Raw genomic sequence first — 14,221 nt, 5'->3', positions numbered from 1 at the left:
GGACCACGCCTCTACCTCGCGGGACCAGGGCTCTCCCTCGCGAGAAGGGGCTACGTCGTCCGACGGCGCTCGCGCTCGTCCCACGTGTCCGTCGCGACGCGCTGGGCGTCGCGGAGCGCGCGGGCCGGGTCGACGCCCTTGGGGCAGACCTGCGTGCACGCACCGATCTGGATGCACGGCCAGGCGCCGAACTCGGTGTCGAGGACGTCGGCGCGGTCGAGCTCGCCCGCGTCGCGCGAGTCCTCGTCCCAGCGGCGCGCCGTCGCGACGACGGCCGGGCCGAGGAAGTCGGGCGCGACGTCGAGCTGCGGGCACGCCGCGTAGCAGAGCATGCAGTCGATGCACTCGGCGAAGCCCTTGAACGCGGCGAGCTCGCCCGGCGTCTGCCGGTGGCCCGACGCCGGCCCGACCGCCCGCAGCACGTCGTCGCCGTCCGGCGTCGGCGAGCCGTCGACGTCTTCGCCCGCCTCGACTCCGGCGCCGGCCCCGGCCCCGGTCCCGGTCCCCGCCCCGACCCCGGCCGAGGGCGGGTCGACGAGCGGGAGGCGCGTGGCGCCGTCGGGCACGAGCCAGGGCTGCACGGTGGCGAGCTTGCCGAGGAACGTGTCGGTGTCCACGACGAGGTCGCGGAGCACCTCGGCGTGCGCGAGCGGCTCGACGACGAGGCCGGACGTGCGGTAGCCGCGCACGAACGTCTCGCACCCGAGCACCGGGCGGCCGTTGACCATGACGCCGCAGCTCCCGCAGACCGCCATCTTGCACGACCACCGGAACGTCAGCGTGGGGTCGGCGTGGTCCTTGACCCACTGGAGCGCGTCGAGCACGGACGTGCGGTCGTCGTAGGGCACGTCGAACACGTCCCGCCCGCCGGTGGCCGCGCCGTCGGGCGACGTGCGCGCGACCTCCAGCCGCACCGTCTGCTCGCTCACGCGCCCTCTCCCTCCTCCGCCGAGAACGACGTCGTCGTCGTCCCCGAGCCCTTCCCGACAGCGACCCCGTGCTCGGCGGGGGTCCCGGCGCCCACCGGGACGTGCGCCACCTCGATGGTGCCGCCCGCGCCGAGGCGGACCTCGGAGTGGCGCGCCACCGCGTCCGGCGCCGGGAAGTCCAGCCGCTGGTGGGCGCCGCGCGACTCCTCCCGCGCGAGCGCGGCGGCGACGGTCGCGTGCGCGACGAGCAGCGTCGCGCCGAGCTCGACGGTCGTCGCCCAGTCGGTGTTGAGCACGGCGCTCGTGTCGGCGACGCGCACGTCGTCGTACCGAGCCCGCAGGTCCTCGACGGCCGCGAGCGCCCGCCGCAGGCCGTCGGCGTCGCGGTAGATCCCGGCGTCGGCGTCGAGGACGCGCCCGAGCTCGGCCCGGATCGCGGCGGGCGGCTCGGTCCCCCGGCCGCGCATCGCGAGGTAGCCGTCGGCGATCTCGGCGGCCCGGTCCACGACCTCGGGGCCCGACCGGACGGCCGGGGGCCCGCCGTCGGCCCCGGGCGGGCCCATCTCCCGCGACCACGCGAGCGCCGCCTCGCCCGCCGCGCGCCCGACGACGAGCGTCTCGACGAGCGAGTTGGACCCGAGCCGGTTGGCGCCGTGCAGACCGGTGGAGGCGCACTCCCCCGCCGCGAACAACCCGGCGACGCCGGTCGTGCCGCGCGCGTCGGTGCGGATGCCGCCCATCGTGTAGTGCGCCGTCGGGCGGACGGGGACGGGCTCGGCCGCCGGGTCGACGCCCGCGAACTGCTTGGCCAGGCCGGTCACGAGCGGCAGGCGCTCGGCGAGCCGCTCCTTGCCGAGGTGCCGCAGGTCGAGCAGGACGACGCCGCCGTCGGTCGTGGGGATCGTGCGGCCGTCGCGGTCGGCGTGCCAGAACGCCTGCGACAGGCGGTCGCGCGGCCCGAGCTCCATGGTGCGCGGCACGGGTGCCCCGACGGGCGACTCGGGCCCGAGGCCGTAGTCGGCGAGGTAGCGGCGGCCGACGGCGTCGAGCAGCACCCCGCCCTCGCCGCGCGCGGCCTCGGTGAGGAGGATGCCGCTGCCCGGGAGGCCGGTCGGGTGGAACTGGAGGAACTCCAGGTCGCGCAGCGGCACGCCCGCCCGCAGCGCCATCGCGGTGCCGTCGCCCGTGCAGATGCCCGCGTTCGTGCTGGTCCCCCACGCGCGCGCCGAGCCACCCGTCGCGAGGACCACGGCGGGCGCCTCCAGGAGCAGCGGCTCGCCGCGGTGCTGGTCGTGCACGACGACGCCGCGCACCCGGGCGTCAGGCCCGCCCGGGTCGTCGACCAGGAGGTCGAGCACGTGGTGCTCGTCGTACCGGCGGACGGGACCGTCGGGGCCGGAGTGCCGCAGCGACGTCTGGAACAGGGTGTGCAGGAGGTGGAAGCCGGTCTTGTCGGCGGCGAACCAGGTGCGCGCGCGGCTCATGCCGCCGAAACGGCGGACGGCCACGTCGCCGGCGTCGGTGCGCGACCACGGCAGCCCCCACCGCTCGAGCCGGTAGAGCTCGCCGGCCGCCCGCTCCACGACGAACCGGACGGCGTCCTCCTCGCACAGCCCGGCGCCGCCCGCGAGGGTGTCGGCGACGTGCTGCTCGAGCGAGTCGTCGTCCCCCACGACGCCCGCCGCGCCGCCCTCCGCGGCGACCGTGTGCGAGCGCATCGGGTACACCTTCGACACGAGCGCGACCACGGGGGCGCGACCGTGGTCGCGGGCCGCCGCCTCGGCGACGGCGAGCGCCGCGCTCAGCCCGGCGGCGCCGCCCCCGACCACGACCACGTCGGCGCGCTCGACGCGCAGCGCGGTCACCGGCGTCCTCGGGGCGCGCGGGAGGGGCCGGCCGGTGCCGGTGCGGGGGGGGCAGGGCGAACCGGGGGGAGAGCGTGCCGAGGCATAGGGGAAGGGTCCCCGCGCCGCCGGGGCAGCGCAACAGGCGAAGGTCCCGGTCCGGGGCCCCATGGGCACCGCTCCCCATCGAGCCCACGACCCGTCTGTGGGTAAGGTCCGTGCGGAACCCCTCCCCGAACCACCGGAGCACTCATGCGTCCCGCCCGTACCGCCGCCCGCCTGACCGTCGCCGCCGCGCTCGCGCTCGGCCTCACCGCGTGCACCGTCGCCGTCGACGGCGGGGACGCCCCGAAGACGTCGGCCCCCGAGGAGACGACGACGGAGGAGTCCGCGCCCGCCGAGGACGCCGAGGAGACCGACGACGCCGCGGCGGAGGGGACCGGCTCGGACGGCGAGCTCCCCGACTGGGCCAACCCCGTCGCGACGCCGGGCGAGCAGATCTCGACGTTCAACGTCGGCGACGTGCGCGTCGACGTCTACCAGGTGGGCGTCACCCAGGCCTCGAAGGACGGCCTGTTCGTCGACCCCGACACCAACCAACCGCTCATCGCCGCGGGCGACGACATCGTCTTCATCAACTACGTCATCACGAACGAGGGCGACCCGATCGACCTCGGCTCGAGCCTCGTGAGCATCGACGAGCGCTACGACGACTGGCCGTACATGCAGGGCATGGACACGATCGTCGACGACGCGCTGTACGAGGCGCAGGGCGTGCACGACGACGCGATGCACAACCAGGCGTACCGCGAGCCGTCGGTGTACCCGTTCGCGACGGGGCAGTCGTACTCGTACGCCACGAACTTCCGCTACCAGCCCGGCTCGCCGATCACGTTCGACGCCGTGATCACGCCCGTGGACGCGGAGGGCGAGCTCCTGCACGACGAGCGCATCGAGGGCGAGGGCACCGGCACGATCTCCTGACGCCGCCCGCGCCTGCCGCGAGAGCCCCGGTCCCGACGGACCGGGGCTCTCGTGCGCTCAGCGCCGGGTCAGGTCCTCGTACTCCGGGTGCCGCTCGACGTACGCACGGATGAAGGGGCACAGCGCGACGACGCGCTCGCCCGACTCCCGCACGCTGTCGAGCGCGCCCGCGGCGAGCGCGGACCCGACGCCGCGCCCCTCGAACGCGGGGTCGACCTCGGTGTGCGTGAAGATCACCGCGCCCGGCTCCCGCACGTAGGCGGCGAAGCCGGCGACGACACCGTCGTCGGTGCGGGCCTCGAAGCGGTCGCCCTCGTCGGTGACGGTGACGGTGGGCGTGCGGGGTGCGGGGCTGTCGGTCATGCCGCCATCGTCGTCGGCCCGGCGCCCCCGGACAACCGCGGCGCGACGCCTGAGACGGCCGTCACGTCGGGCCCTCGCGAGGCGAATTCGCTACCGGCCGGACGGCTTCCGGGTGCGACACTGGGACGGTGGTCCAGGATTCCCCGTCGCGCGCTGACGACCCCGAGAACCCCGAGCACCGGCGGGACGACCTGACGACCGAGGGGACGACGTCGGTCACCGCGCCCGACGCCCCCGTCCGGGCCTCCCGCAACCCCTACCGCGCCGTGCTCACGCTGCCCGGCGCGTGGCGGTTCTCCGCCGCGGCGCTCGTCGCGCGCCTGCCGATGTCGATGGTCGGCATCGGCACGATCCTCATGATCCAGGGCATCTACGGCGAGTACGCCCTCGCGGGACGCGTCGCGGCCGCGCTCGTCGTCGCGCAGGCGGTCGTGTCGCCGCAGATCGCGCGCCTCGTGGACCGCACGGGGCAGCGCGTCGTCATGCTGCCGCTGCTCGCCGCCGCGACGCTCGGGCTCGGCGGGCTCATCCTGTGCGCCGTGCTGCGCGCGCCCGAGTGGACGCTCTACGTGTTCGCCGCCGTCTCCGGCGCGACGCAGGGGTCGTACGGCTCGATGGTCCGCGCGCGCTGGACGCACGTCGTGCCCGACGCGCGGCGCCTGCACACCGCGTACTCGCTCGAGTCCGCGCTCGACGAGCTCGTGTTCGTCGTCGGGCCCGTGCTCGCGACCGTGCTCGCGACGAGCGTGTCGCCGTCGGCCGGGCTGGTCGTCCCCCTGGTCGCGGCGGTCGTGGGCGGGCTGTGGTTCCTGTCCCAGCGTGCGACCGAGCCGCCCGTCGTCGTGCCCGAGGCCGGCGTCAAGCAGCGCTCGGCCATGCGGTCGACGGGCATGATCGTGCTCGCCGTGATCTTCGTGGCGATGGGCATCGTGTTCGGCGCGACCGACGTCTCGACCATCGCGTTCGCCGAGGAGGAGGGCCAGAAGGGCGCCGCCGGCGTCATCCTCGCCGTGTTCGCCCTGGGCTCGCTCATCTCCGGCCTCGTCTACGGCGCCCGCCACTGGGTGTCCCCGCTGTGGCGCCGGTTCGTCATCGGGATCGTCGCGCTCGCCGCGGGCGTCTCGCTGTTCTTCTTCGTCACGTCGATCCCCGTCCTCGCGGCGGTCATGTTCGTCACCGGGTTCGCCATCGCGCCGACGCTCATCAACGGCAACAACCTCGTGCAGAACCTCGTGGCCCCGACCCAGCTCACCGAGGGCCTCGCGTGGGTCGGGACGTCGCTCGGCGTCGGGGTGTCGATCGGGTCGTCCGTCGCCGGGTCGCGCATCGACGCGGGCGGCGCGCACGCCGGGTTCGAGGTCGTCGTCGCTGCGGCCGCGCTCGCCGTCGTGCTGGTGCTCGTGGCCCTGCGGTCGCTGCGACGCAGCGCCGACCGCGAGGACGTCGCGGACGGCACGCCCGCCCACTGACGCGGGGCACGCCGCGCGACGGTCGACGTCGAGCCGCCCGAGGACGACGGACGGGACGGCTCGGGGTCAGATGATGCCGAGGTAGCTCTGCACGGCCCGCTCGAGCGCGTCCAGGTCGTCTCGAAGAAGGAAGTCGACCGGCTCCCCGACGACGTAGTCGGTGTCGATCACACGGAGCTGGTCGACCAGGAGCACGGTCTCCTGGCCCGCGATCTCGAGGACGGGCCGGAAGATCGCACGCTGCGCGCTCGTCGAGGTCGGCACGATCGTCGCGACGGACCACGGCATGTTCGTCGGGGACAGGACCACCCCGTACCGCCGACCGCCCTGCTCGTGGCCCCGGGGGTCACCGAGGTCGACGCGGTAGACGGCGCCGCGGATCACCAGGCGTCCGGCTCGTCGTCGAGGTTCTCGTGGGCGAGACTCTCCGCATCGACGCGGGCCTGGTCGACCCACTTCTCGTGCGCGACCAGGTGCAGGCCACGACGGACGGCATCGCTGGCGGTGACGCCTTCGTCGCGGAGGCGGTCGAGGATCCGGCGCTCCTCGGGGGTGGGTCGGAACGTGACGGAGTCGCGCTTCGTCGAGGCGCCCTCGCCCTTCTCGCCCCGCGGGGTCCCCCCGGCAGGCACGTTCTTCCCGCCCCGCGAGGTCGAGCCTCGGGGGGTCGTTCTCTCGTGCGTGGTGCTGCGGGTTCTCGTCGCCATGGTCACGACACTACGCCGCGTGTCCCACATTTGTCAGACACGACCCGGCGCGGCTGACGCCGCGCCCGAGAGGTGGGCCCGCTCGCCCTCCTGGTCGAAGATCGTGAGGATCTCGACCGGGCCGTCGTGCGCGCCGAACGAGTGCGGCACCATCGTCGAGAACTCCGCTGCCTGGCCCTCCTGGACGAGGATCCGGCGGCCCGCGAGGTAGACGACGGCCGTCCCGGACAGCACGGTGAACCACTCGTGCCCCGGGTGGACGCGCTGGTGCTCCGGCCCGACGGCGCGCTCGGGCGTCAGGCGCATCTTCGCGACCATCGTCCCGGTCCGCTCACGGGACAGGAGCCACGTGGTCTCCCCCGGGCGGCGCTGCGGCTCGGGCCGGATCACGACGTCCTCGTCGTCGACGGGCTCGACGAGCTGGTCGAGGGTCGTGCCGAGCGCGCGGGCGATCGGCACGAGCTGGTCGAGCGCGATGCGCCGGTGCCCGGTCTCGATCCGGCTGAGCGTGGACGGGCTGAGGAAGCAGCGCGCAGCGAGCGCGTCGAGCGTCCAGCCGCGCGCGAGCCGCAGCCCGCGGATGCGCTGCCGCACGACGGCGTCGAGGTCCGGTTCTTGCGTCATGAGCAAGATCATATGCTCAGCGCGCACGGCCGTCCTACGGTGGAGCCATGGACCTCCCCGCCGCCGGGCGCCCCGCGCCCACCCCCGACGCCGCCGCCGCGGTCTCCCCGCACCGCGACGGTCACGCCCCGGGGCACCCCGCTGAGCACGGCCACTCCCACGGCCACGGCGGCCACGGCCCGCACGACGGCGCCGGGCTGGCCGAGCTGCTCGAGCTCGACGCGCTGGTCTTCGACGGTCTCCTCGACGAGGCCGTCGCGGTCGCCGTCGGGCACGCCCCGGACCCGACGCGCGCCGTGGTCGACCTCGGCGCGGGGACCGGCACCGGCACCCGGGCGCTCGCGCGGGCGTTCCCGGAGGCCGAGATCGTGGCGGTCGACGCGGACGCCGCGATGCTCGACCGCCTGCGCGCCCGGCTCGCCGGGACGGGTCTCGCTGACCGCGTGCGCACCGTCGAGGCCGACCTCGACGCCGGGTGGCCGCCCGTCGGCGCCGCGGACGTCGTGTGGGCGTCGGCCTCGCTGCACCACGTCGCCGACCCGGCGCGCGTCCTGCACGACGCCCGCGACGCGCTCGCCCCGGGCGGCCTGCTCATCGTCGTCGAGATGACCGCGACGTCGCCCGTCCTGCCCGACGACGCGGACCACGCCGACCTCGCCGCGCACCTCGAGCGCGCCATGGCGCACGCCGGTTGGAACCGCTACCCCGACTGGACCCCGTACCTGACCGACGCCGGGCTGGAGGTGGTGGACCGGCGCGAGCCGACCGCCGTCGTGCCGCCGGGGCCGGACACGTCCCGCTGGGCGCACGCCACCGCGCTGCGCCAGCGCGAGCACCTGGCGGACCGGCCGGAGCCCGCCGACCTCGCCGCGCTCGACGCCGTGCTCGCGGCGACCGCGCCCGGCACGACCGACCACACCGTCCGCGCCCGGGGCGGCCGCGTCCTCTGGGCCGCCCGCCGCCCCCGCTGAGGAGAGTCATGGACACCACCGCCGAGAAGAACGCCCCCTACGACGTCGCGATCGTCGGCGGCGGCCCCGCCGGGCTGAGCGCCGCGGTGACGCTCGCGCGGTCGCTGCGGTCCGTCGTCGTGCTCGACGCCGGCGAGCCCCGCAACGCGCCCGCGGAGGGCGCGCACAACCTGCTCGGGCGCGAGGGCGTGCCGCCGCGCGAGCTGCTGGCCGCCGGCCGCGCCGAGGCCGAGGGCTACGGCGCCGAGGTCCGCGACGCGCGCGTCGCCCGCGCCGACGGCGACGCCGGGTCCGGCTTCACGCTCACGCTCGACGACGGCGGGACGGTCCGCGCGCGCCGCGTGCTGCTCGCGACCGGCCTCGTCGACGAGCTGCCCGACGTCCCCGGGGTCCGCGAGGGCTGGGGGTCGAGCGTGCTGCACTGCCCGTTCTGCCACGGGTGGGAGGTGCGGGGGCAGCGGATCGCGGTGCTCGCGACCGGGCCCGCCGCGGCGCACCAGGTGCTGCTGTTCCGCCAGCTCACCCCGCACGTCACGCTGTTCCAGCACACCGCCCCCGAGCCCGACGACGCCACGTGGGAGCAGCTCTCGGCGCTCGGCGTGCGCGTGGTCGAGGGCGAGGTCGCGCGGCTCGACGTCGACGGCCGGTCGGTGCGGTCGGTCGTGCTGAGCGACGGGACGTCGTTCCCGGTGGACGCGGTCGTCGTCGGGCCGCGGTTCGTCGCGCGCGGCGAGCTGTTCGAGCAGCTCGGCGGGACGCTCGAGGAGCACCCGGCAGGCCGGTTCGTGCCCGCCGACCCGCGCGGCGCGACCGCCGTGCCGGGCGTGTGGGCCGCGGGCAACTCGAGCGACCTCATGGCGCAGGTCGGCGCGTCGGCGGCGGCCGGGGTCATGGCCGGCGCGGGGATCCACGGGGAGCTCGCGCAGGCGGACGCCGCGGCGGCCGTCGCACGACGACGGACGCCGTTCGCGGCGCACGCCGAGCCCGCGGTCTGAGGCGGCGGCCCGAGGCACCGGGCCGGGCCCGCGGTCGGGGGGCGACCGCGGGCCCGGCCGCGCGGAGGGTGACGCACGAGACGCCCGCTCGCGCTGCGCGGCCGGGCGGCCCGTCGCACGATGGAGGACGACCCCAGCCCACCGTGGAGGTACGTCATGCCGTTCGGAATCGGTCGCTCCCCGCAGGACAAGCGCAACCGCACGGTCGCCGACCTGCTCGTCGCGCAGCTCATCGAGGCGGGGGTGCGCCGGATCTACGGCATCGTCGGCGACAGCCTCAACCCCGTGGTCGACGCCGTGCACCGGTCCAACGCGGGCGAGAACGCGGGCAAGGGAATCGAGTGGATCCACGTGCGCCACGAGGAGGCCGCCGCGTTCGCCGCGGCTGCCGAGGCCGAGGTCACGGGCAGCCTCGCGGTGTGCGCGGGGTCGTGCGGGCCGGGCAACCTCCACCTCATCAACGGCCTGTACGACGCCAACCGGTCGCGCGTGCCCGTGCTCGCCATCGCGAGCCACATCCCGAGCAAGCAGATCGGCACCGGGTTCTTCCAGGAGACCCACCCCGACCGCCTGTTCACCGAGTGCTCCGTCTACTCGGAGATGATCTCGAGCGCCGAGCAGGCGCCGCGCGTCATCAACTCCGCGATCCACCACGCGTACGGCGCCCGCGGCGTCTCCGTCCTCACGCTCCCGGGCGACGTCGCCGACCTCGACGCCCCGGCCGCCGTGCCCGACGTCGCGTGCCGGCCCGCGCCCCCGCGCGTCGTCCCCGACGCGACCGCCGTCCGGCAGCTCGCGGACGCGATCGACGCCGCGAAGAAGGTCACGATCTTCGCCGGCGCGGGCGTGCGCGGCGCGCACGACGACGTGATCGCGCTCGCCGACAAGATCGCCGCGCCCGTGGGCCACTCGCTGCGCGGCAAGGAGTTCATCCAGTACGACAACCCGTTCGACGTCGGCATGTCCGGCCTCCTCGGCTACGGCGCCGCGTTCGACGCCATGCACGACTGCGACCTCCTCGTGCTGCTCGGCACCGACTTCCCGTACGACCAGTTCCTCCCGGAGTCGGTCCGTACGGCGCAGGTCGACGTCGACCCGACCCACCTCGGGCGGCGCACGCGCCTGGACCTCGCCGTCGTGGGTGACGTCGGCGAGACGGTGCGCGCGCTCCTGCCGCTCGTGAAGAAGGCGCGGTCCCGCAAGTTCCTCGACTCGATGGTTGCCAAGCACGAGAAGGCGATGACCGGCGTCGTCGGGGCGTACACGAAGAAGGTCGAGCGCACGACGCCGATCCACCCCGAGTTCGTCGCCGACACGCTCGACCAGGTCGCCGCCGACGACGCGGTGTTCACCGTCGACACGGGCATGTGCAACGTGTGGGCCGCGCGGTACATCACGCCCAACGGGAAGCGCCGCGTCATCGGGTCGTTCATCCACGGCTCGATGGCCAACGCGCTCCCCCACGCCATCGGCGCCGCGGCCGCCGGGCGTGCAGGGGGCCGCGAACGCCAGGTCGTCGCCATGGCCGGTGACGGCGGCCTCTCGATGCTGCTCGGCGAGCTCGTGACGCTCAAGCACTACGACCTGCCGGTCAAGGTCGTCCTGTTCGACAACGCGAGCCTCGGCATGGTGCGCCTCGAGATGCTCGTCGACGGGCTGCCGATGTTCGGCACCGAGTCGCCGCCCGTGGACTACGCCGCGGTCGCGAACGCGATCGGCATCCCGGCGGTGCGCGTCGAGAAGCCGAAGGATCTGCGCCGCGCGCTCCAGGAGGCGCTGAACCGGCCGGGGCCGGCGCTCGTCGACGTCGTCACCGACCCCCGCGCGCTCTCGATCCCGCCGAACATCACCGCGGGCCAGGTCCGCGGGTTCGCGGTCGCGATGAGCAAGGAGGTCCTCGGCGGCGGCATGGGCGAGGTCGTCTCGATGGCCCGCGCCAACCTGCGCAACGTGCCCCGCCCGTGACCGACGAGCCCACCCTCGCCGACGTCCGCGACACCGCCCGGGAGGTCTTCGGCTACCGCGACCTGCGCCCCGGGCAGCGCGAGGCGATCACCGCGCTCCTCGACGGCCGCGACGTCCTGCTCGTGCTGCCCACGGGGGCCGGCAAGTCCGCGGTCTACCAGCTCCCCGGCCTCGAGCTGCCCGGGCCGACGCTCGTCGTCTCGCCGCTCATCGCGCTCCAGCAGGACCAGGTGCGCTCCCTCCTCGAGCTCGGCGACGACGACGCGCGGGCCGCCGCCGTGAGCTCGGCCGTGCCCGCAGCCGAGCGCCGCGCCGCGCTCGAGGCCGCCGCCGCGGGCGAGCTGGAGTTCCTCTTCCTCTCGCCGGAGCAGCTCGCCAACGAGGAGGTGCTCGACGCCGTCCGCGCGGCCCGGCCCAGCCTCGTCGCGGTCGACGAGGCGCACTGCGTCTCGACCTGGGGGCACGACTTCCGGCCCGAGTACCTGCGCGTCGGCGAGCGCCTCGACACGCTCGACCCGCGACCGCCCGTGCTCGCGCTCACCGCGACGGCGTCCCCGCCCGTGCGCGAGGACGTCGCCGAGCGCCTGCACCTGCGCGACGCCGCGGTGATCGTCCGCGGGTTCGCCCGCCCGGGGATCGCGCTGGAGGTCGTGCGCACCGTCGAGGCGGCGGACAAGGACCGCGCGGTCGTCGAGCGCGTGCGCGCGGAGGCCGAGCACGGCGTCGGGATCGTCTACGTCGGCACGCGACGCCGCACGACCGAGGTCGCCGACGCGCTCGCGGAGGCGGGCCTGCGCACCGCGGCCTACCACGGCGGGCTGCGGAGGGCCGAGCGCGACGAGGCCCAGCGGCGGTTCACCGACGACGAGGTGGACGTCGTCGTCGCGACGTCCGCGTTCGGCATGGGCATCGACAAGCCGGACGTGCGGTTCGTCGTCCACGCGGACGTCCCCGGTTCCCCGGACGCCTACTACCAGGAGGTCGGCCGCGCGGGCCGCGACGGCGAGCCCGCCGTCGCGGTGCTCTTCTACCGGCCGGAGGACCTGGGCCTCCAGCGCTACTTCGCGGTCGGCGTGCCCGACCGCGACGACCTCCGCGAGGTCGCGCGCGCCCTGGGCCGGGGCGGCCCGGCGTCGGGCACGTCGTCGTCAGGAGGGCGGGCCCGGCTGCCGCGGCGTCTCGCACGCCTGCGCGCGCTCGTGGAGGACGCGCGGGCGCTCGCCGGTGAGGACGCGCGCCCGGGTGCGGTGGCCGACGTCGCGCACGAGCTCGCGGAGGCCCGGCGCCGGGTCGACGACTCGCGCCTGCAGATGATGCGCGCGTACGCCGAGACCCCGCAGTGCCGCCGCCAGTTCCTGCTCGCCTACCTCGGCGAGGAGCTGCCCGAGCCGTGCGGGCGCTGCGACAGCTGCTGGGCCGGCACCGCGGAGGAGCGGGCCGCCGACGACGCGTCCGCGCCGTGGTCGACGGGCACGCCGGTGCGGCACCCGGAGTTCGGCGAGGGGACCGTCATGGGCTACGAGGGCGACGACCGCGTGACGGTGCTCTTCGAGACGCACGGGTACCGGACCCTGAGCCTCGACGCGGTGACGGACCAGGGCCTGCTCACGGCGTCCTGACCCCGCCGGTGGCCGGCGCGGGCGCGCGTCGGGCGCCGCTGGCCCGGCCGGTAGCATCGCCGCGTGCTCACCAGGACGACGGTCACGGACGACCAGCTCGCGGCGCTCGTGGCGCCGCTCGGCGAGGCGCTGCGGTCCGAGCCGCTGAGCGGCGGGATGTTCGCGAGCGTCTTCGCGGTCGACCTCGCCCCGCGGCCGGGCACGGCGCCCGACGACGTCCCGGGCCGCGTCGTCGTCAAGGTCACGGGCGCCGACACGTCCCGGCTCCTGCGCTACGAGCACGGCATCCCCGGCACCGAGGAGGCGGCCTACCGGGCCGCCCACGCCGCAGGCCTGCCCGTCCCGCAGGTGCTGCACACCGACCTCACGCGCGAGCACGTGGACGGCGACGCGCTCGTCGTGACGTTCCTCGACGGGACCCTGTGGAGCGCGCGCGAGGCCGACGCGGCGGAGTCCGCCGCCGTCCGCCGCGGGCTCGGGTCGTTCATGGCGCGGCTGCACCGGATCGCGGGCGACCGGTTCGGCTACCCGGCCCCCGCGTCGGACCTCGCGGCGGCGAGCTGGCCCGACGCGGTCGCGCGCATGGTCGACGCCGTGCTCGACGACGCGCTCGCCTGGGGCGTCGACCTTCCGGCGGACCGGGTGCGCGACGCCGTCGCGCGGCACCGCGAGGTCCTCGCCCGCGTCGAGGTCCCCCGGCTCGTGCACGCGGACCTGTGGGCGGGGAACGTGCTGCTCGCGCCGGACACCCCGCGGATCGTCGGCGTGCTCGACGCCGAGCGGTCGCTCTGGGGCGACCCGCTGTTCGAGCTCGCGGGCGCCGACCAGCTCGGTGCCGGGCCCGTCGACGCGGACCTCCTCGCGGGCTACGCCGCCGAGGGCGGCGACCTGGGCCTCGGCGACGGCACGCCCGGCAGCGGCGACCCCGCCGCGTGGACGCGCCTGCGCCTGTACCGCACCTACCTGTCGTGCCTCCTCGCGGTCGAGGTGGTGCCGCGGGGCTACGAGGGCGACTGGGTCGAGGGGTACGCCGGCACGGCCCGCGCCAACCTGCTGCGGATGCTGGACGAGCTGGGCGTCTGAGACTCCCCCGTGGGGAGTCCTCCCCATGTGACGTACCCCCGGATCGCCCCACGGCACGGTCGGGTCACGGTAAGGTGTGCGTACGTTCACGACAACTCCACACGCCACTCCCGCGCCGTGGCCACCCGTCCGAGGGGACCTCGCATGATCGCGTTCATCGTCATCGGCATCGCCGGACTCGCCCTCCTGCTCCTCTCGCTGCTCGTCGGCGAGATCGTCGACCTGGGTGACGGCGCGGTGTCCGGGACGACGCTCGGCGTCGGTGGCGTGGTGTTCGGCGCCGTCGGCGTGATCGTGGCCTCCAACGACCTGCCGACCTCGCTCGCGTACGTCGGGTCCCTCGTCGTGGCGCTCGTCGTCATGGTCCTCGTCCAGCTGCTGGTCAAGAACCTGCGCGCGACGGAGGACGGCGTCCCCGTGTCCCTCGTGGGCGTCCAGGGCACCGCGACCACCGCGATCGACCCCGCGCGCGGCGAGGTCTCGCTCGACGCGGCGCACGAGCTCGAGCGCCGCCTCGCGTGGTCCGACGAACCGATCCCGGAGGGCGCGCGCGTCGTCGTGCTCGAGCAGTCCGGGAGCCGCGTACGCGTCCAGCGGCACTACCCCAACGACTGAGGTCCGACGGACCGACCACGACGCCCCGCGCGTCGTCCCGTGGGTGCCGCGCA

Annotated in this window: 14 protein-coding genes; 8 read left to right on the top strand and 6 right to left on the bottom strand. The window is 75.6% G+C overall.

The genetic code is table 11. The annotated features are described in order from the left end of the window. Positions 1 to 50: 50 nt before the first annotated feature. Together RSE42_RS02035 and RSE42_RS02030 are read right to left on the bottom strand one after the other, a co-directional pair. Entirely contained in the window at positions 51 to 929 is an 879-nt protein-coding gene (locus tag RSE42_RS02035; RefSeq protein ID WP_415297748.1) for a 2Fe-2S iron-sulfur cluster-binding protein, read from the bottom strand. Continuing rightward, positions 926 to 2,794, bottom strand: coding sequence for an FAD-binding protein (locus tag RSE42_RS02030; protein ID WP_415297747.1), 1,869 nt, complete (start codon positions 2,792 to 2,794; stop codon positions 926 to 928). Before RSE42_RS02030 ends, RSE42_RS02035 begins: the two co-directional genes overlap by 4 nt. A gap of 231 nt (positions 2,795 to 3,025) precedes the next feature. Between RSE42_RS02030 and RSE42_RS02025 the strand changes: the two genes are divergently transcribed. Beyond that, the gene (locus RSE42_RS02025) at positions 3,026 to 3,757 is read left to right on the top strand and encodes a hypothetical protein (protein ID WP_144721299.1); all 732 of its coding nucleotides are present in this window, start codon (positions 3,026 to 3,028) and stop codon (positions 3,755 to 3,757) included. 57 nt (positions 3,758 to 3,814) lie between these two features. Here RSE42_RS02025 and RSE42_RS02020 read toward each other — a convergent pair whose 3' ends face one another. Further along, positions 3,815 to 4,120: a GNAT family N-acetyltransferase gene (locus RSE42_RS02020; protein WP_061266992.1), complete on the bottom strand. Its 306-nt coding sequence runs from the start codon at positions 4,118 to 4,120 to the stop codon at positions 3,815 to 3,817. A gap of 128 nt (positions 4,121 to 4,248) precedes the next feature. Here RSE42_RS02020 and RSE42_RS02015 point away from each other — a divergent pair, with 128 nt between their 5' ends. Beyond that, a complete protein-coding gene (locus RSE42_RS02015; RefSeq protein ID WP_396049509.1) occupies positions 4,249 to 5,589 on the top strand; it encodes an MFS transporter in 1,341 nt (446 codons plus the stop codon). 66 nt (positions 5,590 to 5,655) lie between these two features. On the opposite strand, the gene RSE42_RS02010 is transcribed toward RSE42_RS02015, so the two are convergent. The 3 genes from RSE42_RS02010 to RSE42_RS02000 are packed head-to-tail and all read right to left on the bottom strand — an operon-like array spanning position 5,656 to position 6,920. Continuing rightward, a complete protein-coding gene (locus RSE42_RS02010; protein WP_114553117.1) occupies positions 5,656 to 5,973 on the bottom strand; it encodes a type II toxin-antitoxin system PemK/MazF family toxin in 318 nt (105 codons plus the stop codon). After that, positions 5,970 to 6,296: a hypothetical protein gene (locus RSE42_RS02005; protein ID WP_244985509.1), complete on the bottom strand. Its 327-nt coding sequence runs from the start codon at positions 6,294 to 6,296 to the stop codon at positions 5,970 to 5,972. The genes RSE42_RS02010 and RSE42_RS02005 overlap by 4 nt, the downstream gene beginning before the upstream one ends. Positions 6,297 to 6,329: 33 nt before the next feature. Next, on the bottom strand, positions 6,330 to 6,920 hold the full coding sequence (locus RSE42_RS02000) for a helix-turn-helix domain-containing protein (RefSeq protein ID WP_396049510.1): 591 nt from the start codon (positions 6,918 to 6,920) through the stop codon (positions 6,330 to 6,332). Positions 6,921 to 6,967: 47 nt separating this feature from the next. Between RSE42_RS02000 and RSE42_RS01995 the strand changes: the two genes are divergently transcribed. From RSE42_RS01995 to RSE42_RS01970, 6 genes are all read left to right on the top strand, one after another. After that, a complete protein-coding gene (locus RSE42_RS01995; RefSeq protein WP_415297746.1) occupies positions 6,968 to 7,891 on the top strand; it encodes a class I SAM-dependent methyltransferase in 924 nt (307 codons plus the stop codon). An 8-nt stretch (positions 7,892 to 7,899) separates the two neighbouring features. Then, entirely contained in the window at positions 7,900 to 8,886 is a 987-nt protein-coding gene (locus tag RSE42_RS01990; protein WP_415297745.1) for an NAD(P)/FAD-dependent oxidoreductase, read from the top strand. Positions 8,887 to 9,042: 156 nt separating this feature from the next. Next, positions 9,043 to 10,851: a pyruvate dehydrogenase gene (locus RSE42_RS01985; RefSeq protein ID WP_415297744.1), complete on the top strand. Its 1,809-nt coding sequence runs from the start codon at positions 9,043 to 9,045 to the stop codon at positions 10,849 to 10,851. Next, positions 10,848 to 12,470 (top strand): RecQ family ATP-dependent DNA helicase, encoded by a 1,623-nt coding sequence (locus RSE42_RS01980; protein ID WP_171467327.1) that lies wholly within the window; start codon positions 10,848 to 10,850, stop codon positions 12,468 to 12,470. Before RSE42_RS01985 ends, RSE42_RS01980 begins: the two co-directional genes overlap by 4 nt. A 63-nt stretch (positions 12,471 to 12,533) precedes the next feature. Beyond that, positions 12,534 to 13,553: a phosphotransferase family protein gene (locus RSE42_RS01975; protein WP_415297743.1), complete on the top strand. Its 1,020-nt coding sequence runs from the start codon at positions 12,534 to 12,536 to the stop codon at positions 13,551 to 13,553. Between the two features lie 144 nt (positions 13,554 to 13,697). Continuing rightward, positions 13,698 to 14,168, top strand: a complete 471-nt coding sequence (locus RSE42_RS01970; RefSeq protein ID WP_415297742.1) for an NfeD family protein — start codon at positions 13,698 to 13,700, stop codon at positions 14,166 to 14,168. The last annotated feature ends 53 nt before the right edge of the window (positions 14,169 to 14,221 follow it).

The organism is Cellulosimicrobium sp. SJTW-1, from assembly GCF_047716875.1.
Taxonomy (GTDB): Bacteria; Actinomycetota; Actinomycetes; order Actinomycetales; family Cellulomonadaceae; genus Cellulosimicrobium; species Cellulosimicrobium funkei.
Note: the sequence above shows the minus strand (reverse complement) of the source record. Positions and strands in the feature narration are given on the sequence as shown.

What these genes read in the sequence shown, in the direction of transcription:
- RSE42_RS01995 (WP_415297746.1), top strand. Translation starts at nt 6,968, where the DNA reads ATGGACCTCCCCGCCGCCGGGCGCCCCGCGCCCACCCCCGACGCCGCC.
- RSE42_RS01970 (WP_415297742.1), top strand. Translation starts at nt 13,698, where the DNA reads ATGATCGCGTTCATCGTCATCGGCATCGCCGGACTCGCCCTCCTGCTC.
- RSE42_RS01990 (WP_415297745.1), top strand. Translation starts at nt 7,900, where the DNA reads ATGGACACCACCGCCGAGAAGAACGCCCCCTACGACGTCGCGATCGTC.
- RSE42_RS02025 (WP_144721299.1), top strand. Translation starts at nt 3,026, where the DNA reads ATGCGTCCCGCCCGTACCGCCGCCCGCCTGACCGTCGCCGCCGCGCTC.
- RSE42_RS02005 (WP_244985509.1), bottom strand. Translation starts at nt 6,296, where the DNA reads ATGGCGACGAGAACCCGCAGCACCACGCACGAGAGAACGACCCCCCGA.
- RSE42_RS02000 (WP_396049510.1), bottom strand. Translation starts at nt 6,920, where the DNA reads ATGACGCAAGAACCGGACCTCGACGCCGTCGTGCGGCAGCGCATCCGC.
- RSE42_RS01985 (WP_415297744.1), top strand. Translation starts at nt 9,043, where the DNA reads ATGCCGTTCGGAATCGGTCGCTCCCCGCAGGACAAGCGCAACCGCACG.
- RSE42_RS02020 (WP_061266992.1), bottom strand. Translation starts at nt 4,120, where the DNA reads ATGACCGACAGCCCCGCACCCCGCACGCCCACCGTCACCGTCACCGAC.